The sequence below is a fragment of the Pseudomonas sp. Z3-6 genome (genome assembly GCF_051131985.1).
GTDB lineage: Bacteria > Pseudomonadota > Gammaproteobacteria > Pseudomonadales > Pseudomonadaceae > Aquipseudomonas > Aquipseudomonas zanjanensis.
Genome location: NZ_CP071644.1, coordinates 1,386,766 through 1,406,409, shown reverse-complemented (window position 1 = coordinate 1,406,409; position 19,644 = coordinate 1,386,766). Strand labels below are relative to the sequence as shown.

At 62.3% G+C, this 19,644-nt stretch carries 15 protein-coding genes; 5 read left to right on the top strand and 10 right to left on the bottom strand.

Annotated elements, in window-relative coordinates:
- Positions 1 to 32 precede the first annotated feature (32 nt).
- Positions 33 to 1,748 (top strand): N-acetylglucosamine-specific PTS transporter subunit IIBC, encoded by a 1,716-nt coding sequence (gene nagE / locus J3P88_RS06395; protein ID WP_434574451.1) that lies wholly within the window; start codon positions 33 to 35, stop codon positions 1,746 to 1,748.
- A 348-nt stretch (positions 1,749 to 2,096) separates the two neighbouring features.
- Here the strand turns inward: nagE and J3P88_RS06390 are convergent, their stop codons facing one another.
- The gene (locus tag J3P88_RS06390) at positions 2,097 to 2,408 is read right to left on the bottom strand and encodes a YqfO family protein (RefSeq protein ID WP_186705180.1); all 312 of its coding nucleotides are present in this window, start codon (positions 2,406 to 2,408) and stop codon (positions 2,097 to 2,099) included.
- Positions 2,409 to 2,412: 4 nt separating this feature from the next.
- Positions 2,413 to 6,309, bottom strand: a complete 3,897-nt coding sequence (gene purL / locus J3P88_RS06385; RefSeq protein WP_186705179.1) for a phosphoribosylformylglycinamidine synthase — start codon at positions 6,307 to 6,309, stop codon at positions 2,413 to 2,415.
- A gap of 288 nt (positions 6,310 to 6,597) precedes the next feature.
- Between purL and mltF the strand changes: the two genes are divergently transcribed.
- Positions 6,598 to 8,058 carry a membrane-bound lytic murein transglycosylase MltF gene (mltF, locus tag J3P88_RS06380; RefSeq protein WP_186705178.1) on the top strand — a complete coding sequence of 487 codons (1,461 nt, stop codon included), beginning with the start codon at positions 6,598 to 6,600 and terminating at the stop codon, positions 8,056 to 8,058.
- A 186-nt stretch (positions 8,059 to 8,244) separates the two neighbouring features.
- Here mltF and pdxJ read toward each other — a convergent pair whose 3' ends face one another.
- From pdxJ to lptF, 8 genes are all read right to left on the bottom strand, one after another.
- The gene (gene pdxJ / locus J3P88_RS06375; protein ID WP_434574450.1) at positions 8,245 to 8,988 is read right to left on the bottom strand and encodes a pyridoxine 5'-phosphate synthase; all 744 of its coding nucleotides are present in this window, start codon (positions 8,986 to 8,988) and stop codon (positions 8,245 to 8,247) included.
- A 49-nt stretch (positions 8,989 to 9,037) separates the two neighbouring features.
- Positions 9,038 to 9,721 (bottom strand): DNA repair protein RecO, encoded by a 684-nt coding sequence (gene recO / locus J3P88_RS06370; protein WP_186705176.1) that lies wholly within the window; start codon positions 9,719 to 9,721, stop codon positions 9,038 to 9,040.
- Between the two features lie 169 nt (positions 9,722 to 9,890).
- Positions 9,891 to 10,793 (bottom strand): GTPase Era, encoded by a 903-nt coding sequence (era, locus tag J3P88_RS06365; RefSeq protein ID WP_079303829.1) that lies wholly within the window; start codon positions 10,791 to 10,793, stop codon positions 9,891 to 9,893.
- Complete coding sequence (rnc, locus tag J3P88_RS06360) at positions 10,786 to 11,475, bottom strand: ribonuclease III (protein WP_186705175.1); 690 nt, start codon at positions 11,473 to 11,475, stop codon at positions 10,786 to 10,788. The genes era and rnc overlap by 8 nt, the downstream gene beginning before the upstream one ends.
- Before the next feature lie 185 nt (positions 11,476 to 11,660).
- A complete protein-coding gene (gene lepB / locus J3P88_RS06355; protein WP_186705174.1) occupies positions 11,661 to 12,515 on the bottom strand; it encodes a signal peptidase I in 855 nt (284 codons plus the stop codon).
- 5 nt (positions 12,516 to 12,520) lie between these two features.
- A complete protein-coding gene (gene lepA / locus J3P88_RS06350; protein WP_135847028.1) occupies positions 12,521 to 14,320 on the bottom strand; it encodes a translation elongation factor 4 in 1,800 nt (599 codons plus the stop codon).
- Between the two features lie 236 nt (positions 14,321 to 14,556).
- On the bottom strand, positions 14,557 to 15,618 hold the full coding sequence (gene lptG, locus J3P88_RS06345) for an LPS export ABC transporter permease LptG (RefSeq protein ID WP_186705173.1): 1,062 nt from the start codon (positions 15,616 to 15,618) through the stop codon (positions 14,557 to 14,559).
- On the bottom strand, positions 15,611 to 16,732 hold the full coding sequence (lptF, locus tag J3P88_RS06340) for an LPS export ABC transporter permease LptF (protein WP_186705172.1): 1,122 nt from the start codon (positions 16,730 to 16,732) through the stop codon (positions 15,611 to 15,613). The genes lptG and lptF overlap by 8 nt, the downstream gene beginning before the upstream one ends.
- A 308-nt stretch (positions 16,733 to 17,040) precedes the next feature.
- Here lptF and J3P88_RS06335 point away from each other — a divergent pair, with 308 nt between their 5' ends.
- From J3P88_RS06335 to J3P88_RS06325, 3 genes are read left to right on the top strand one after another with little or no spacing between them, the layout of a single operon-like run.
- A complete protein-coding gene (locus tag J3P88_RS06335; RefSeq protein ID WP_434574449.1) occupies positions 17,041 to 18,531 on the top strand; it encodes a leucyl aminopeptidase in 1,491 nt (496 codons plus the stop codon).
- A 60-nt stretch (positions 18,532 to 18,591) separates the two neighbouring features.
- Complete coding sequence (locus J3P88_RS06330) at positions 18,592 to 19,020, top strand: DNA polymerase III subunit chi (RefSeq protein WP_186705170.1); 429 nt, start codon at positions 18,592 to 18,594, stop codon at positions 19,018 to 19,020.
- A gap of 8 nt (positions 19,021 to 19,028) precedes the next feature.
- A complete protein-coding gene (locus J3P88_RS06325) occupies positions 19,029 to 19,406 on the top strand; it encodes a DNA polymerase III subunit chi (protein WP_186705169.1) in 378 nt (125 codons plus the stop codon).
- Positions 19,407 to 19,644: the final 238 nt, after the last annotated feature.

The window sequence follows — 19,644 nt, the reverse complement described above, 5'->3', positions numbered from 1 at the left end:
CCACGTCGGACAACAATAAAAGGAGAGACGCCATGTACCAGCATTTCATCGAAGGGCTTCAGCGCCTCGGCCGGGCGCTGATGCTGCCCATCGCGATCCTGCCGATCGCCGGCCTGCTGCTGCGCCTGGGTGACACGGACCTGTTGAACATCGCGATCATTCACGATGCCGGCCAGGCGATTTTCGCCAACCTCGCGCTGATCTTTGCCATCGGCATCGCCGTGGGTTTCGCCCGGGACAATAACTGCACGGCCGGGCTGGCCGGGGCCATTGGTTACCTGGTGATGATCGCGACGCTGAAGGTGCTCGACGCGACCATCAACATGGGCATGCTCGCCGGGATCATCAGCGGCCTGTTGGCCGGCGCGCTGTACAACCGCTTCAAGGACATCAAGCTGCCGGAATACCTGGCATTCTTTGGCGGGCGACGCTTCGTGCCGATTGTCACCGGCTTCAGCGCGGTGGGCCTTGGCGTGGTGTTCGGTTTGATCTGGCCACCGATCCAGCACGGCATCAACAGCTTCGGCGAGCTGTTGATGGCCAGCGGCAGCTTTGGTGCGTTCGTCTTCGGTGTATTCAATCGGTTGCTGATCGTCACCGGCCTGCACCACATCCTCAACAACATGGCCTGGTTCATCTTCGGCAGCTTCACCGACCCGACTACCGGAGCGGTGGTCACCGGTGACCTGACCCGCTATTTCGCCGGCGACCCCAAGGGCGGCCAGTTCATGACCGGCATGTTCCCGGTGATGCTCTTCGGCCTGCCCGCCGCCTGCCTGGCGATGTACCGCAACGCCCTGCCCCAGCGGCGCAAGGTCATGGGCGGGATTTTGTTGTCGATGGCGCTGACCTCGTTCCTGACCGGCGTCACCGAGCCCATCGAATTCGCCTTCATGTTCCTTGCGCCGCTGTTGTACCTGGTCCACGCGCTGCTCACCGGCCTGTCGATGGCGGTGACCAATCTGCTGGACATCCACTTGGGTTTTACCTTCTCCGGCGGATTTATCGACATGGTCCTGGGCTGGGGCAAATCCACCAACGGCTGGCTGGTCTTTCCGGTGGGCCTGGCCTATGCGGCGATCTATTACCTGGTGTTCGACTTCTGCATCCGCCGCTTCGACCTGAAGACGCCGGGGCGTGAAGACGTGCCGGCGGGCGACAAACCGGTCATCGCCGAAAACCAGCGGGCCGCCGCCTACATCCAGGCCTTGGGTGGCGCTGACAACCTGATCACACTCGGCGCTTGTACCACGCGCCTGCGGCTGGACCTGGTGGATCGCAACAAGGCGTCCGACGCTCAACTCAAGGCCCTCGGCGCCATGGCTGTGGTTCGCCCCGGCAATGGCGGCAGCTTGCAGGTGGTGGTGGGGCCGATGGCCGACAGCATCGCCGATGAAATCCGCTTGGCATTGCCTTCTTCCGATAGGCCAGTCAGTGCGCCCACGAACGCCGTGATCGAGCCGGCCCTGACTACAATCGTCTCGGAGGCCGAAGCACAACAATGGCTCGATGCCCTGGGCGGTGGCAGGAACGTGTTGCAGCTCGATTGCGTGGCGACGAGCCGTTTGCGGGTGCGGTTGGCTGATGGCAAGGGGTTGTCGGAAAGCCAGCTCAAGGCGCTGGGTTGCCAGGGGATCAGTTCGCTGGAAGGCGGGGTTTGGCACTTGTTGCTAGGGGAGAAAGCGCCGGGGTTGTGGCGGGCGTTGGAGGCGGTGGTGCTGAGTCGTAAGGCGGATGTCAAAGCCTAGGCCTTCGCCGACTGCCTGGCCCCTTCGCGAGCAAGCCCGCTCCCACAGGTCTGATGTCGTTCACAAGTTCTGTGGACAATACAAATCCACTGTGGGAGCGGGCTTGCTCCGGGCGGCGATCGACGAAGGGGCCTGCACACACCCAACACCTATATCTGACACACAACAATCCCGTGGCGAGGGAGCTTGCTCCCGCTCGGTTGCGCAGCAACCGCCAAAAAGCTTAGGGCCGCTACGCAGCCCAGCGGGAGCAAGCTCCCTCGCCACAAGGGTTCGTGTACACAGAATCGCACGCAAAAAAAACCGCTGATTAGATCAGCGGTTTTTTTTATTTGGGCGGAGGGAAAATCAGAAATCCTCCAACCGCCATACCTCATACGCCGGTGTCTCGTAGGGATGGCTCTGCTTCAGCGCCTCCACCACGGGGCGAATCAACGCATCGGCCACCACCAGCTCCACCTTCCATTCCTCGACCTGCTCGACCTGCCCCGCCTCGCCAATGAACGGCTGGCTGCCGTCCAAAGGGCGAAACTGGCCCAGGCCCAGTACTTGCCAGGCGCAGTGGTCATAGTCGCCGATTCGCCCGCCACCGGCAGCGAATACGGCGTTTTTGACCTCGTCCACATGGCTGTCCGGGACGAAGAAGCAGAGCTTGTACACCGTCTTAGTTCACCCAGACGCGCGCGTTGCGGAACATGCGCATCCATGGCGCGTCTTCGTTCCAGTCGTCCGAACGCCACGAGTTCTGCACCGCGCGGAACACCCGCTCCGGGTGCGGCATCATGATCGTGACGCGGCCGTCGCGGCTGGTCAGGCCGGTGATCCCGCGCGGCGAGCCGTTCGGGTTGGCCGGGTAGGTTTCGGTGACCTTGCCATGGTTGTCGACAAAACGCAGCGACACACAACCGGACAGGTCGGCTTCGAGCAAGGCTTCTTCGCTTTCGAATTCCGCGTGGCCTTCGCCGTGGGCGATGGCGATCGGCATGCGCGAACCGGCCATGCCCTGCAGGAAGATCGAGTTCGATTCCTGGACCTGGACCATCGCCACGCGGGCTTCAAACTGCTCGGAACGGTTACGCACAAAGTGCGGCCAGAACTCGCTGCCCGGAATCAGCTCGTGCAGGTTGGACATCATCTGGCAACCGTTGCACACGCCGAGGGTGAAGCTGTCGGTGCGTTCGAAGAAACCTTGGAACGCATCGCGGGCGCGGCTGTTGAACAGCGCCGACTTGGCCCAGCCTTCACCGGCGCCCAGTACGTCGCCGTAGGAGAAACCGCCACAAGCGACCATGCCCTTGAAGTCGTTCAGGTCGACACGACCGGCCAGGATGTCGCTCATGTGCACGTCGATCGCGTTGAAACCGGCGCGGTCGAACGCTGCCGCCATTTCCACCTGGCCGTTGACGCCTTGCTCACGCAGGACCGCCACTTGTGGGCGGATGCCCTTCTTGATGTAAGGCGCGGCCACGTTGTCGTTGACGTCGTAGCTGAGCTTGGCGCTCAGGCCTGGGTTGTCTTCTTCCAGCAGCGCGTCGAATTCCTGCTCGGCACACTCGGCGTTGTCCCGCAGGCGCTGGATCTGGTAGCTGGTTTGCGCCCACTGGCGCTGCAACAGGCGACGCTGGCCTTCGAAGACGGTGTCGCCGTTGAAGGTAATGTTGATGTGCGCGTTGTTGATCGGCTGGCCGATCACCGAGACGCAATCGGCCAGGCCGGCCGCGCTGAACTGGGCCAGGATGTCTGGCGTGGCGTCCTGGCGAACCTGGATCACGGCACCCAGTTCTTCGTTGAACAGGATGGCTGGGATCTCGGCCTTGGATTCGGCAACGCTGTCCAGGGTCAGGCTCAGGCCGCAGTGACCGGCGAAGGCCATTTCCACCACGGTGGTCAGCAAACCACCGTCGGAACGGTCGTGGTAGGCCAACAGGTGACCGTCGGCGTTGAGGCCCTGGATCACGGCGAAGAACGCCTTCAGGTCTTCGGCATCATCGACGTCCGGTGCTTGCGAGCCGAGCTTGCCATGCACCTGGGCCAGGATCGAGGCGCCCATGCGGTTCTGGCCACGGCCCAGGTCGATCAGGATCAGGTCGGTGGTGCCCTTGTCCATGCGCAGTTGCGGGGTCAGGGTCTGGCGGATATCGGTGACAGGCGCGAAACCGGTCACGATCAGCGACAGCGGCGAGGTTACGCTCTTGTCCACGCCTTCGTCGTTCCAGCGCGTGGCCATGGACATGGAGTCCTTGCCCACTGGAATGGTGATGCCCAGCTCAGGGCACAGCTCCATGCCGACCGCCTTGACGGTGTCGTACAGGCGGGCGTCTTCACCCGGGTGACCGGCGGCGGACATCCAGTTGGCCGACAGCTTGATGTCGGACATCTTGCCGATGCGCGACGCCGCGATGTTGGTCAGGGTCTCGCCGATCGCCATGCGGCCCGAGGCCGGGGCGTCCAGCAGCGCCAGCGGCGTGCGCTCGCCCATCGCCATGGCTTCGCCGGTGTAGACGTCGAAGCTGGTGGCGGTCACGGCCACATCGGCCACTGGCACTTGCCATGGGCCGACCATCTGGTCGCGGGCCACAAGGCCGGTGATGGTCCGGTCGCCGATAGTGATCAGGAAGCTCTTGCTCGCCACGGCCGGGTGATGCAGCACGCGCTCGATGGAATCGGCGATGTCGAGGGTGGACGGATCGAAATCGTCGCCCAGCTCCGCTTCGCGGACCGCCGAACGGTGCATGCGCGGGGCCTTGCCCAGCAGCACTTCCAACGGCATGTCCACCGGGCTGTTGCCGAAGTGGCTGTCGGTGACGGTCAGTTGTGGCTCAGCAGTGGCTTCACCCACCACCGCGAACGGGCAACGCTCGCGCTCGCAAATGGCCTGGAAGCGTTCGAAGTCGGCCGGACCGACCGCCAGGACGTAGCGTTCCTGGGATTCGTTGCTCCAGATTTCGTGCGGGGCCATGCCCGGCTCGTCGTTTGGAATGTTGCGCAGTTCGAAGCGGCCACCGCGACCACCGTCGTTGACCAGTTCCGGGAAGGCGTTGGACAGGCCGCCCGCGCCGACGTCGTGGATGAAGCTGATGGGGTTGTGCTCACCCAACTGCCAGCAACGGTCGATGACTTCCTGGCAACGGCGTTCCATTTCCGGGTTTTCCCGTTGGACCGAAGCGAAGTCCAGGTCGGCCGAGCTGGTGCCGGTGGCCATGGAGGAAGCCGCGCCGCCACCCAGGCCGATCAACATGGCCGGGCCGCCGAGGACGATCAGCTTGGAGCCGACCAGGATCTCGCCTTTCTGCACGTGTTCGGCGCGGATGTTGCCCATGCCGCCAGCGAGCATGATCGGCTTGTGGTAACCACGGACTTCTTCACCACGGGGAGTGGTGATGGACTGTTCGAAGGTCCGGAAGTAACCGGTCAGGGCCGGACGGCCGAATTCGTTGTTGAACGCCGCGCCGCCCAGGGGACCTTCGATCATGATGTCGAGGGCGTTGACGATGCGCTCAGGCTTGCCGTACGGCTTTTCCCATGGCTGCTCGAAGCCCGGGATCTGCAGGTTCGACACGGTGAAGCCGGTCAGGCCGGCCTTGGGCTTGGCACCGCGACCTGTGGCGCCTTCGTCGCGGATCTCGCCACCGGAACCGGTGGACGCGCCCGGGAACGGGGCAATGGCGGTCGGGTGGTTGTGAGTCTCGACCTTCATCAGGATGTGCACCGGCTCCTGGACCGCACCGTACTGGCGGGTCTCGGGGTTCGGGTAGAAGCGACCGGCAACGCTGCCGACGATCACCGCCGCGTTGTCCTTGTAGGCCGACAGCACACCTTCGTTGTGCATCTGGTAGGTGTTCTTGATCATGCCGAACAGGCTTTTTTCCTGGTCCTGGCCGTCAATGTCCCAACTGGCGTTGAAGATCTTGTGGCGGCAGTGCTCGGAGTTGGCCTGGGCGAACATCATCAGTTCGATGTCGTGGGGGTTGCGCTTCAAGCCCTGGAAGGCGTTGACCAGGTAATCGATCTCGTCTTCGGCCAGGGCCAGGCCCAGCTCGGCGTTGGCTTTTTCCAGCGCGGCACGGCCACCGCCCAGTACGTCGATGGCGGTCAGGGGCTTGGGTTCGGCGTGACTGAACAGACCGGCGGCCTGCTCCAGGTTGCCGAGCACGACCTGGGTCATGCGGTCATGCAGGCCTTCGGCGATCAACTGGGCCTCGGCCTCGCTGAACTCACCGGCGACATAAAAGGCAATGCCGCGCTCCAGGCGCTGGATTTTCGCCAGGCCGCAGTTGCGGGCGATGTCGCTGGCCTTGCTCGACCACGGCGAAATGGTGCCGAAACGCGGCAACACCAGGAACAGGCGACCGGCCGGCTCCTGGACAGGAACACTGGGGCCGTACTTCAGAAGGCGCGCGAGCACCTGCTGTTCGTCGCCGGTCAAACCGCCGGTGACTTCGGCGAAGTGAGCGAATTCAGCATACAAGCCACTGACAGCCGGAACCTTCTGGCTCAGTTGCTCAAGGAGTTTGCTGTGGCGAAAGGCAGAAAGGGCAGGAGCGCCGCGCAGGATCAACATCTTCGGGACAGCCTCGGGAAGGGGGTGTGCTTTGAGGCCGTGCATTCTAGCCTAAACCGCCGGCAACGGCACCCGAAACGGCACGCGCGGTGCTGGCCGAATGTCGGTCTTTGCGTGCACGGCGGTATTGGACACCCGTGCCAAGGTTCGCGCACAGATATTTTTCAGCGGCGCAAAGCCCGCCACAGCCCGGCCGGCCGGTGTTGCGGACATGTTTTGCAACGGCTAGCAGACTGGCCTTTTGCTGTCGAGATATGGCGGTAGGGGCCGTTTGCGTATACTGCGCAGATGTTTTCCCCAACGGCTTTGCGTCCGCGATATGCCAAATGGCTGATCGCAACCGGACTCTTCCTGGTGCTCAGTGGTTGTGTTGAGAAACCCAACACACTGGAGCGCGTAAAGGAGGATGGCGTGCTGCGGGTGGTTACCCGAAACAGCCCCGCCACCTACTTCCAGGATCGCAGTGGTGAGACCGGCTTCGAATACGAGCTGGTGAAGCGTTTCGCCGAGGATTTGGGAGTCGAGCTTAAAATCGAGACCGCCGACAACCTCGACGACCTGTTCGGCCAGGTGGGCAAGCCCAACGGGCCGGTCCTGGCCGCCGCGGGCCTGGTCAGCAGCGAACAGCGCAAGAAGCAGGTGCGGTTTTCCCGCTCCTACCTGGAAGTCACCCCCCAAATCATCTACCGCAACGGCCAATCACGCCCCACCGACGCGGCCGCCCTGGCGGGCAAGAAAATCATGGTGCTCAAGGGCAGCAGCCATGCCGAACAACTGGCGCAGTTGAAGCAGCAATACCCGGGCATCGAATACGAAGAGTCCGACGCGGTTGAGGTGGTCGACCTGCTCCGCATGGTGGACGAGGGCCAGATCGACCTGACGCTGGTGGACTCCAACGAAGTGGCGATGAACCAGGTGTACTTCCCCAACGTGCGCGTCGCCTTCGACCTTGGCGACGTCCGCAGCCAAAGCTGGGCGGTGGGCCCCGGCGAAGACAATAGCCTGCTTAACGAAATCAATGCCTATCTGGACAAGGTGCAGAAAAACGGCACGCTGCAGCGGCTCAAGGACCGCTACTACGGGCACGTCGACGTCCTCGGCTACATGGGCGCAACAACCTTCGCCCAGCATTTGCAGCAACGGTTGCCCAAATACGAGCAACACTTCAAGGCTTACGCCAAGAAAGAGAAAGTCGATTGGCGCCTGCTGGCTGCCATTGGCTACCAGGAATCGCTCTGGCAACCAACGGTCACGTCCAAGACCGGCGTGCGCGGCCTGATGATGCTGACCCAGAACACTGCCCAGGCCATGGGCGTGTCCAACCGACTGGATCCGAAACAAAGCATCATGGGCGGCGCCAAGTACCTGGCCTACATGAAGGAACAGCTGGACGAGAGCATCGAGGAGCCGGACCGTACCTGGTTCGCCCTTGCCGCCTATAACGTGGGCAGCGGCCACCTGGACGACGCCCGCAAACTGGCGGCCAAGGAAGGGCTGAACCCGAACAAATGGCTGGACGTGAAGAAAATCCTGCCGCGCCTGTCCCAGAAACAGTGGTACAGCAAGACCCGCTACGGCTACGCCCGGGGCGGCGAACCGGTGCATTTCGTGGCGAACATCCGTCGCTACTACGACATCCTGACCTGGGTGACACAGCCGCAGCTTGAAGGCGACCAAGTGGCCGAGGGCAATCTGCATGTGCCGGGTGTGGACAAGAGCAAGCCGAGCCAGGAATCCCCGCAGCTCTGACAGCTGTACACTCCCACAGCTTTGCTTGGATACCCACAAGTCTTGTACCTACCCAGATCCCCTGTGGGAGCGGGCTTGCTCGCGAAAGCGGTGTGTCAGCCACTTCAATGGTGACTGACCTGACGCCTTCGCGAGCAAGCCCGCTCCCACAGTTTTGATTGGGGTGTTCAGAAGTTTTGTGGTGGATCAGGACTTGGCGGCAGCCAGGATCAAGGCTTTCATTTCCGACACAGCCGACTTGAACCCGACGAACAAGGCATGGGCCACCAGTGCATGGCCGATGTTCAGTTCGTTGATGCCCTTGATGGCCGCGACGGCGTCGACGTTGTGGTAGTGCAGGCCATGGCCGGCGTTGACGATCAAGCCTTGGGCCAGGCCAAAGGCGACGCCATCGGCGACCCGTTGCAGCTCATCGGCCACGTCCGTGGGGGTCTCGGCGTCGGCGTACCGGCCGGTGTGCAGTTCGATGGCGGGGGCGCCGACACGTTTGGCTGCCTCGATTTGCCGTTCGTCGGCATCGATGAACAGCGAGACCTCGGCACCGATTTTCGACAGGCGTTCCACCGCCAGGCTGATCCGCGACTCCTGGCCCGCTACATCGAGGCCGCCTTCGGTGGTCAGTTCCTGGCGCGTCTCCGGCACCAGGCAGATGTGCGCCGGGCGGATGCGCTCGGCGAACGCCATCATTTCCTCGGTCACGCCCATTTCAAAGTTCATGCGGGTTTGCAGCACGTCCTTGAGCAGCAGCACGTCGCGCTCCTGGATGTGGCGACGGTCTTCACGCAGGTGCACGGTGATGCCGTCGGCCCCCGCTTCTTCCGCGTCCAGTGCGGCCTTGACCGGATCCGGGTAGCGCGTACCACGGGCCTGGCGCAGGGTGGCGACATGGTCGATGTTCACGCCGAGAAGAATGCGATTGCTGGTGCTCACGAAAAGGCTCCTGAAAGGACAAATAGTCGGCTCACAGCATACGGGTTGATCAGGGCTTGCGAAACAGCTCGCGACTGACCAAGGGCCGACCACCCAGATGCACGGCCAGGGCCTGGCGCATCAGGCGCTTGGCCGCCGACAAGGCACCCGGCGCACGCCAGTCGGCCTCGGCCATGGCCAGCAGTTCGGCACCGTTGAACAGCCCTGGTTGCAGAAGGTAGACCCGCTCCAGGCCGGCGTCCACTTGCAAGCGGTACAGGCCATCAGCCGCGATGGGTTCGCCGTGCAGGTCGGTATTCAGCGCAAAGCCATAACCCAGGTCATCCAGCAGCCGCCACTCGAACGAGCGCAGCAGCGGTTCCAGTGGCCGGCCTTCGGCCAGGGCCAGCAGCGTGGCGGTGTAGTGGTCGAAGACCGCCGGGTGGGGATCTTCGGCGGGCAGGAGGCGGATCAGCAGTTCATTGAGGTACAAACCGCTGAACAACGCCTCGCCGTTGAGCCAGGCCGCGACACCGTTGCTTTCCATGCGCCCTACGTTCTTCAGCTCGCCCCTGCCGCGGAACTCGACTTCCAGCGGCACGAACGGCCGCGCCAGCGTCCCGGCCTTGCCCCGCGCTCCGCGCAACACCGCCCGCAGCCGTCCTTGGGGCGTGAGGAAGTCCACCAGGGCGCTACTTTCGCGGTAGGCACGGCTGTGGAGGACGTAGGCGGGCTGGGCGGTGGGTTGGGACATTGAAGTCGCAGTTCTCACTGAGCGGGCAAATTTTCTAAACAACCCGAAACCAATGTGGGAGCGGGCTTGCTCGCGAAGGCGGCGTGTCAGTCGACGATGATGTCAACTGACACACCGCCTTCGCGAGCAAGCCCGCTCCCACAAGGTCGGTGGTGTACCGCTGGACGTTTTACAGGTCGCCGTAACCCAACGAACGCAACGCCCGCTCGTCGTCGGACCAGCCACCCTTCACCTTGACCCACAGGTTGAGCATGATCTTGGAGTCGAACAGCAGCTCCATGTCCTTGCGCGCCTCGGTGCCGATGCGCTTGATGCGCTCGCCCTTGTCGCCAATGATGATTTTCTTCTGGCCGTCACGTTCGACGAGGATCAACGCATGAATATGCAGGGTCTTCCCCTGTTGCTTGAACTCTTCGATCTCGACGGTGATCTGGTACGGCAGCTCGGCGCCCATCTGGCGCATGATTTTCTCGCGCACCAGCTCGGCGGCGAGGAAACGGCTGCTGCGGTCGGTGATCTGGTCTTCAGGGAAGAAATGATCGTTTTCCGGCAGGTGTTCGGCAATCACCCGCTCCAACGCATCGAGGTTATGGCCGTGCTGGGCAGAGATCGGGATGATCTGGGCGTTCGGCAACTGCTCCTGCAACCAGGCCAGGTGCGGCATCAGCTCAGCCTTGTCTTCGATACGGTCGGTCTTGTTCAGCGCCACGATCAAGGGGCCGGTCACGTACTGGACGCGTTCGAGGACCATTTGGTCTTCTTCGGTCCACTTGGTGCGGTCGACCACGAAGATCACCACGTCGACGTCCTTCAACGCCGCCGAGGCAGTCTTGTTCATGTAGCGGTTCAGGGCCTTTTCACCGCCCTTGTGCATGCCCGGGGTGTCGACGTAGATCGCCTGCACGGCGCCTTCGGTCTTGATGCCCAGCATGTTGTGGCGGGTGGTCTGCGGCTTGCGCGAGGTGATCGCCAATTTCTGGCCCAGGATGTGGTTCAGCAGCGTGGACTTGCCCACGTTCGGCCGACCGACAATGGCGACATAGCCGCAGCGGGTGACGGTTGTATCAGTCATTGCCATTCTCCACGCCCAGGGCAATCAGTGCTGCGGCGGCCGCTACCTGTTCGGCAATACGACGACTCACACCCTGACCCCGGCTTTTTTCATTCAATAGGACAACTTCGCATTCGACGAAGAAGGTTCGGCAATGCGGCTCACCCTGGATATCCACCACTTCGTAGCGCGGCAGTTCGCAACTGCGCGATTGCAGGAATTCCTGCAAGCGGGTCTTCGGGTCCTTGTTGGTGTCCACCAGCGTCAGGCTGTCGATTTCGGAGGTCAGCCAGGCCAGCACGCGCTCGCGCGCCATTTCCATGCCTGAATCCAGGTAGATCGCACCAATCAACGCTTCCAGGGCATCGGCCAGGATCGACTCGCGCCGGAAACCGCCGCTTTTCAACTCACCGGAGCCCAGGCGCAGGTAATCGCCCAAGTCGAAACCACGGGCCAATACGGCCAGCGTCTCACCTTTTACCAGTCGCGCGCGCAAACGCGACAACTGGCCTTCGCGGGCCAGCGGGAAGCGCTCGAACAACGCCTCGCCAGCGACGAAGTTAAGGATGGCGTCACCGAGGAATTCCAGGCGTTCGTTGTTGCGCCCGGCAAAACTGCGGTGAGTGAGGGCCAGGAGCATCAGGTCCGGGTCCTTGAAGGTGTAGCCGAGCTGACGCTCGAGACGGCTTAGAGAAACGCTCACGGTTTACCCACGCTGAGTTCGTGGCTGGATTCCACCGCCACGGCGGCAAGGCACCGTTGGCTTGGGACAATTAACGCTGTGTTCAAAAATGACGTCCTGACTATCGTTGGCTTCATGCCTCCGGGCAACCCTTGTACAGGCTCCAGAAAAGCATTCGGCGCTGTGTTCAACAGCGCCGTGGGTGATTACTTGATCAGGCCAACCCGCGAGAAATTCGGCAGGTGACTGAGTTTGGGTTCCGGCCAGCTCATCCAGACCGCGAAGGCCTTGCCGACGATGTTCCGGTCGGGGACCATGCCCAGCAGGTTCTTGGGAATGTTCGGATCATCCCAGTAACGGCTGTCGTTGGAGTTGTCACGGTTGTCGCCCATCATGAAATAGTGCCCCGCCGGCACGGTCCAGGAACGGTCCGGCGCGGCGCGGTAGCGGCTCATTTCCTTGCGGATCAGGTGTTCGGCCTCACCGAGTTTTTCCCGGTAGAGTTCGGCACTGCCCAGCGTCCCCGGCTCGGAGCCGAGCAACTGTTCGGCCACCGATTCGCCATTGACGAACAAACGCTTGTCAGCGGTGTAGCGGATCGTGTCGCCCGGCAGGCCGACCACGCGCTTGATGTAATTGACGTTCGGGTCGCTAGGGAAGCGGAACACCATGACATCGCCCCGTTGCGGGTCACCCACCTCGATGACTTTCTTGTCGATCACCGGCAGGCGGATCCCGTAGGAAAACTTGTTCACCAGGATGAAATCGCCCACATCCAGGGTCGGCTTCATCGAGCCGGACGGGATCTGGAACGGCTCCACCAGGAACGAACGCAGCACCAACACGATGAACAGCACCGGGAAGAACGACTTGCCGTATTCGACCAGCAGCGGTTCCTTGTTGAGTTTTTCGATCACCACACCATCAGGCTGGCTGACGCTGCCCTGATACGAGGCGATGGCCGCCCGGCGCCGAGGCGCCAGGAACAACAGATCAAGCAACGCCAACAGACCGCAGACAAACACGGCGATAACCAGCAACAGCGGGAAATTTAGCGACATAGGACCTAACTATCCAACCTGAGCACCGCGAGGAAGGCTTCCTGTGGAATTTCCACGTTACCGACCTGCTTCATGCGTTTTTTACCGGCCTTCTGCTTTTCCAACAGCTTGCGCTTACGGCTGACGTCGCCGCCGTAGCATTTGGCCAATACGTTCTTTCTGAGCGCCTTGACGGTTGTACGCGCCACAATCTGCCCGCCAATGGCGGCCTGGATTGCCACATCGAACATCTGCCGCGGAATCAGTTCCTTCATCTTCTCGGTCAATGCACGACCTTTGTAGTGCGCGTTGTCGCGGTGCACGATCAATGCCAGGGCATCGACTTTCTCACCGTTGATCAGCACATCCAGCTTTACCAGATTAGCCGATTGGTAACGATCGAAATGATAGTCCAGCGAAGCATAGCCGCGACTGGTGGATTTGAGACGGTCGAAGAAGTCCAGCACCACTTCGTTCATCGGCAGGTCATAGGTCACCTGGACCTGCGTGCCGAGGAACAGCATGTCGTGCTGCACGCCGCGCTTCTCGATGCACAGGGTAATGACGTTACCCAGGTGCTCCTGAGGCACAAGGATGTTGGCCCGCACGATCGGCTCGCGCATGTCCTCGATGGCCGACAGGTCCGGCAACTTGGACGGGTTGTCGACGTAGATGGTTTCGCCGTTCTTGAGCAGCAGTTCGAAGATTACCGTCGGCGCCGTGGTGATCAGGTCCAGGTCGTACTCGCGCTCCAGGCGCTCCTGGATGATTTCCATGTGCAGCATGCCAAGGAACCCGCAACGGAAACCGAAGCCCAGGGCGTCGGAGCTTTCCGGGGTGTACTGCAGCGACGAGTCGTTCAGGGTCAGCTTTTGCAGTGCTTCGCGGAAATCCTCGAAATCGTCGGAGCTGACCGGAAACAGGCCGGCGTAGACCTGCGGCTGGATGCGTTTGAAGCCTGGCAGCACATCGACGTCGGGGGTAGAGCTCAAGGTCAGGGTGTCGCCGACCGGCGCCCCGTGGATGTCCTTGATGCCGGCGATGATGAAGCCCACTTCACCGGCCTTCAGGTCGACGGTGGCGGTGTGTTTCGGGTTGAAGACACCAACGCTGTCCACCAGGTGGATCTTGCCGGTGGACTTGACCAGGATCTTGTCGCCCTTCTTCACGCGGCCATGGCGCACGCGAACCAGGGAGACCACGCCCAGGTAGTTGTCGAACCAGGAATCGATGATCAACGCTTGCAGCGGATCTTCGATATTGCCGGTCGGTGCAGGAATAGTGGCGACCAGGCGCTCGAGCACTTCGTCGACGCCCAGGCCGGTCTTGGCGCTGCAGGTGACCGCGTCAGTGGCGTCGATGCCGATGATTTTCTCGATTTCTTCCTTCACGCGGTCCGGATCGGCCTGGGGCAGGTCGATCTTGTTCAGCACCGGCATGACTTCCAGGCCCTGCTCGATGGCCGTGTAGCAGTTGGCAACCGACTGGGCTTCAACGCCCTGGCCAGCGTCGACCACCAGCAATGCGCCTTCACAGGCCGCCAGCGACCGGCTGACTTCATAGGTGAAGTCGACGTGGCCGGGGGTATCGATGAAGTTCAGCTGATAGGTGACGCCGTCGCGAGCCTTGTAGTAGAGGGTAACGCTATGGGCCTTGATGGTGATCCCGCGCTCACGCTCGAGGTCCATGGAGTCCAGGACCTGGGCTTCCATTTCACGCTCGGCCAGGCCGCCGCACATCTGGATGAAGCGATCAGCCAGCGTCGACTTGCCATGGTCAATGTGGGCGATGATGGAGAAATTGCGGATATGACTCAAATCACTCACGGATCAACACTCAAAAAGGCTGCAGGCATGGCCCGCCGAAAAATAGCCGGGAATTGTACCTGATACACCGCGCAAGCGTCACGTGTGGCGAGGGAGCTTGCTCCCGCTGGGCTGCGAAGCGGCCCCTCGAATATGCGCCACGGCGATGTGTCAGGCAGGCTGCAGGGGCCTGCTGCGCAGTCCAGCGGGAGCAAGCTCCCTCGCCACAGAAGCTCCCCCCGCCACAAGAAAATGGATCAACCCGCCCGACGCAACAGCCAGAGCCCGGCCAGTGCGCAGATACCGGCCGGCACCAGCACCGCAAACAGCGGCGAGAAACCGAACACCAGGCTCGACGGCCCCAGCAGATCCTGGGCGATACGGAAGGTGAAGCCCACCAGCACGCCGGTAAACACCCGTTGCCCCAGGGTCACCGAACGCAACGGGCCGAAAATGAAGGAAATCGCCATCAACACCAGGGCGGCAGTGACCAGCGGTTGCAACACCTTGACCCAAAAAGCCAGCCAATAGCGGCCGTTATTCAGGCCCTGGTCCGCCAGGTAGTGGATGTACCCCCACAAACCGGTAATCGACAAGGACTCCGGCGCCATTACCACGGTACTGAGCAACTCCGGACTGATCGACACATTCCAACGCTCCTTCCGGGCGGCGACCACCTCGGTGCGTTTGTCATGGAACAGCGTGGTGGTCACATCCCTCAGTTGCCAGTGGTCCTTGACGAAATGCGCACGCTTGGCGAAGCTCGACGACAGCATGTGCCGCTGCTCGTCAAAGCGATAACGGGTCACGCCGTACAGAATGCCGTTGGGTTGGACGGAGTTGATGTGGATGAACTCGTCGCCCTGGCGGTGCCACAGGCCGTGCTTGGCGCTTTGCGCATCACCGCCGCCCTGGGCCAGGGAGCGGTTGGCCTGGGCGGTGTTTTCGGTGGCCGGGGCGATGTACTCGCCGATCAGCAGGCCCACCAGCATCAACACCAGCATGGGCTTCATCACCGCCCAGACAATCCGACCAATGGACACGCCGGCGGCGCGCATGATGGTCAGTTCGCTGTTACTGGCCAGGCTGCCCAGGCCGATCAGGCAGCCGATCAGCGCGGCCATCGGCAGCATGTCGTACAGACGGCGTGGCGCGGTCAGCAGCACATAGCTCGCCACGTCCATCAGGGTGTAGGTATCGCTGACGTCGCTCATTTCATCGATGAAGGCAAACAAGGTCGCCAGGCCAAGGATGATCCCCAGCACTGCGAGGATCGCCATGAACACGCTGCTGCCGATGTAGCGGTCGAGTTTAACCACGGGCCACCTCCATCGCACTGCGACGGCTGGCCAGCTTCAGGCGCAGCGGCTCCCAATAGAGCAGCCCCAGGCCGATGGCCAGGAAGATGCCGTGCACCCACCACAAGCCCAGCGCCGGCGGGATCTTGCCCTTCTCCAATGCGCCGCGGGCGGAAATCAGGATGGTCAGGTAAGCCATATACAGGAGAATCGCCGGCAGTAACTTGAGGAAACGGCCCTGGCGCGGGTTGACCCGCGACAGCGGGACCGCCATGAGGGTCACGATGAATACCAGCAGCGGCAGCGACAGGCGCCATTGCAGCTCGGTGCGGGCGCGAATGTCTTCGTTGCCCAGCAGGCTGGCGGTCGGCATCGCGTCGCGGTCGGTGACTTCGTCGCTGACCTCGGGCTTGGGCAGCAGCACGCCATAGGTGTCGTACTTGATGGCCCGGTAATCGGCCTGCCCTGGCTTGCCGTCGTAGCGATAGCCATTTTCCAGGATCAGGTAGCGGTTGCCGTCGGGGTTGATTTCCTGCCGGCCCTTCTCGGCCACCAGCACGGAAATGCCACGGTCCTTCTTGGTGTCCGCAGACACATTCTTTTGCGTGATGAAGACGCCGCCCAGGTCGACCCGGTCATCCGAGAGCTGTTCGGTGTAGGTCACCCGGGTGCCGTCGCGCAGGGCCTGGAAGCGCCCTGGTACCAGGGTGTCGAATTCGGTCATGGCGTCCTGCTGGTTGATCAGCAGCTGGAATTGGTTGGCGCCCTGGGGCGACAGGCTCAGGCTCAGCCACGCCACCACCAGCGCCACCAAGGTGGCCGGGAACAGCGTCATGCGAAACAGGCGTTGCTGGCTCATGCCGGTGGCCGACAGCACGGTCATTTCGCTGTCCAGGTACAAGCGCCCGTAGGCCAGCAAAATGCCGAGGAACAACCCCAGCGGCAGGATCAATTGCAGGAAGCCGGGCAGGCGGAACCCCATGATCAGGAACAGTGAACCCGGATCCAGGGCACCGGAGGCTGCCTGGGCGAGGTATTTGATGAAGCGCCCGCTCATGATGATGACCAGCAGCACGGCGCTGACGGCGCTCAGGGTCAGCAGGACTTCGCGGGACAGATAACGAAAGACGATCAAACCAGACACTCCACGATTGTCAGGCTAGGCGGCCGAACAAGAAACGTATCGAGCCGACTCATATTGCGAGCCGCCGAAAAAAGAGCCGCATTATCCTGTGATTGAAGGCGCCTGTCACTTCGCACGCTTTAACCCGCTGCTCAAAGCCGAAAAGTTAGGGGCGCCGAGGGTTGTCAGGCTCGGGCGCCGGGGTTCAAACTGCGGCCTTTGTCGCCGGCAAGTACCGGCGCTTCTATAGAGAAGACAGCTGTTCAGCGCGCCATTGTTTCGGCGCCTGGCCTCTTGACCATTCATTCAGGGATCCGGACATGGAACTGGTTGTAAAAAGCGTCAGCCCAGAAACGTTGAAAACCGCCACGTTGGTAGTTGCCGTCGGCGAAAACCGCCAGCTCGGCATCGTCGCCACCCAGCTCGACAGCCTGAGCGGCGGGGCCATCAGCGCCGTGCTCAAGCGCGGCGACCTGGCCGGCAAGGTCGGCCAGAGCCTGCTGCTGCACAGCCTGCCCAACCTCAAGGCCGAACGCGTGCTGCTGGTGGGCGCGGGCAAGGACGCCGAACTGGGCGACCGTCCGTTCCGTAAAATCATCGCCGGCGTGTTGGCCACCCTTAAAGGCCTCGGCGGCGGTGATGCCGTCCTGGCGCTGGACGAGTTGGTGGTCAAGGGTCGCGACAGCTATGGCAAGAACCGCCTGCTGGCCGAAACCTTGGTGGACGGCGAATATCAATTCGACCAGTTCAAGAGCCAGAAAGCCGAACCTCGCGCCCTGAAGAAAATCACCCTGCTGACCATCAAGGCCGCCCAGGCTGAAGTCCAGCGCGCCGTGACCCACGCCACCGCGATTGCCAATGGCATGGCGTTCACCCGTGACCTGGGCAACCTGCCGCCGAACATCTGCCACCCGACCTTCATGGGCGAACAGGCCAAGGCACTGGGCAAAGCGTTCAAGGGCCTGAAAGTCGAAGTCTTCGACGAGAAGAAGATCAAGGACCTGGGCATGGGTTCGTTCTATGCCGTGGGCCAGGGCAGCGCCCAGCCACCACGCCTGATCGTCATGCAATACAACGGCGGCAAGAAGTCCGAGAAGCCGTACGCACTGGTCGGCAAGGGCATCACCTTCGACACCGGCGGCATCAGCCTCAAGCCGGGCGCCGGCATGGATGAAATGAAGTACGACATGGGCGGCGCCGCAAGCGTGTTCGGCACCCTGCGCGCCGTGCTCGAACTGCAACTGCCGATCAACCTGGTGTGCATCCTGGCCTGCGCCGAGAACATGCCCAGCGGCACGGCTTCGCGTCCGGGCGACATCGTCACCACCATGAGCGGCCAGACCGTGGAAATCCTCAACACCGACGCCGAAGGCCGCCTGGTGCTGTGTGACGCCCTCACCTACTCCGAACGCTTCAAGCCGCAAGCGGTGATCGACATCGCGACCCTGACCGGCGCCTGCGTCGTCGCCCTCGGCGCCCACACCTCGGGCCTGCTGGGTAATAACGACGAGCTGATCGGCCAACTGCTCAGCGCCGGCCAGCAAGCCGACGACCGCGCCTGGCAGTTGCCACTGTTCGACGAGTACCAGGAACAACTGGACAGCCCGTTCGCCGACATCGCCAACATCGGCGGCCCGAAAGCCGGGACCATTACCGCGGCCTGCTTCCTGTCGCGCTTCACCAAGAACCTGAACTGGGCTCATCTGGACATCGCCGGCACGGCCTGGACCAGCGGCGGCAAGGACAAGGGCGCCACCGGTCGTCCGGTGCCCCTGCTGACCCAGTACCTGTTGGACCGCGCCAAGGCCTGACACCAATGACCGTCGTTGGCGTCGCCCTCGGGTGGCGTCATCGACGGCTCAGGAACCGCAATGACCAAAGTCGATTTTTATATCCTGCCCAGCGCCGATCCGTCGGCGCGGCTGGATTTCGCCTGCAAGCTCACCGAAAAGGCTTGGCGCATGGGACACCGCATTTACCTGCATTGCAGCGATGCCACCCAGCGCGAGGACCTGGACGCACGGCTGTGGGCATTCAAGGGTGAGAGCTTCGTGCCCCACGGCCCGGCCGAAAGCGAACCCGAGGGCCTGATCGTACTGGGACTGGGGAATGACTGCGGTCAGCACCAGGACCTGTTGGTCAACCTCGACCTGAAAGTACCGGCCTTTGCCCAGCGCTTCGCCCGTGTGGCGGAAGTGGTGGTGGAAGACCCGGCCATTCGACAAGCCGCGCGGGAGAGTTTCCGTTTCTACCGCGAACAGGGCTATCCTCTGCAAGACCACCGTTTACAGCGACTCTGAGCCCTACGATGGACACTCCAAAATCGCCACAAAAGCCCGCGCACCTGCTGGATGACCTTGAGTCGATCCGCCAACTGCTCGGCGACGACAACCTGCAACCGCCGCTGCTGACCGACACGGTCGTGCATGAGCCCGCTCATGAGCCGGTGCATGACGAACAGATTCCCCTGTTGTTCGATCCGATCAACGGCCAGCCCGAACCCGAGCCTGCCGCCAAGGCCGAAGCCAAGGGCCCCGACGCCCTGCTGCACCTGGACCGCGAATTGCGTGCCGCCGCGCAGTTGATCATGCAAGACGTCATCGACGACTTCGCCCCGCACATCGAAACCGAGATCAAGCGCCGGCTGGATGCGCGAATGGAGCGGTTGTTGAGTCAGTACGAATAATCCGGCAACCCGGCTGTGGTTGCTTTTGTGGCGAGGGAGCTTGCTCCCGCTCGACTGCGAAGCAGTCGTGAAAAGCCTGCCAGTTTGGGGCCGCTTCGCGCCCCAGCGGGAGCAAGCTCCCTCGCCACAATGTTTCTCGGCTTGAATGAAGCGATCACAGCCACCCCGACTCGCCCTGCGCCCCACGCCCCGCTATACTTCCCGGCTTTTCCTGAATAAATGCCAATAGGGTCCCGCC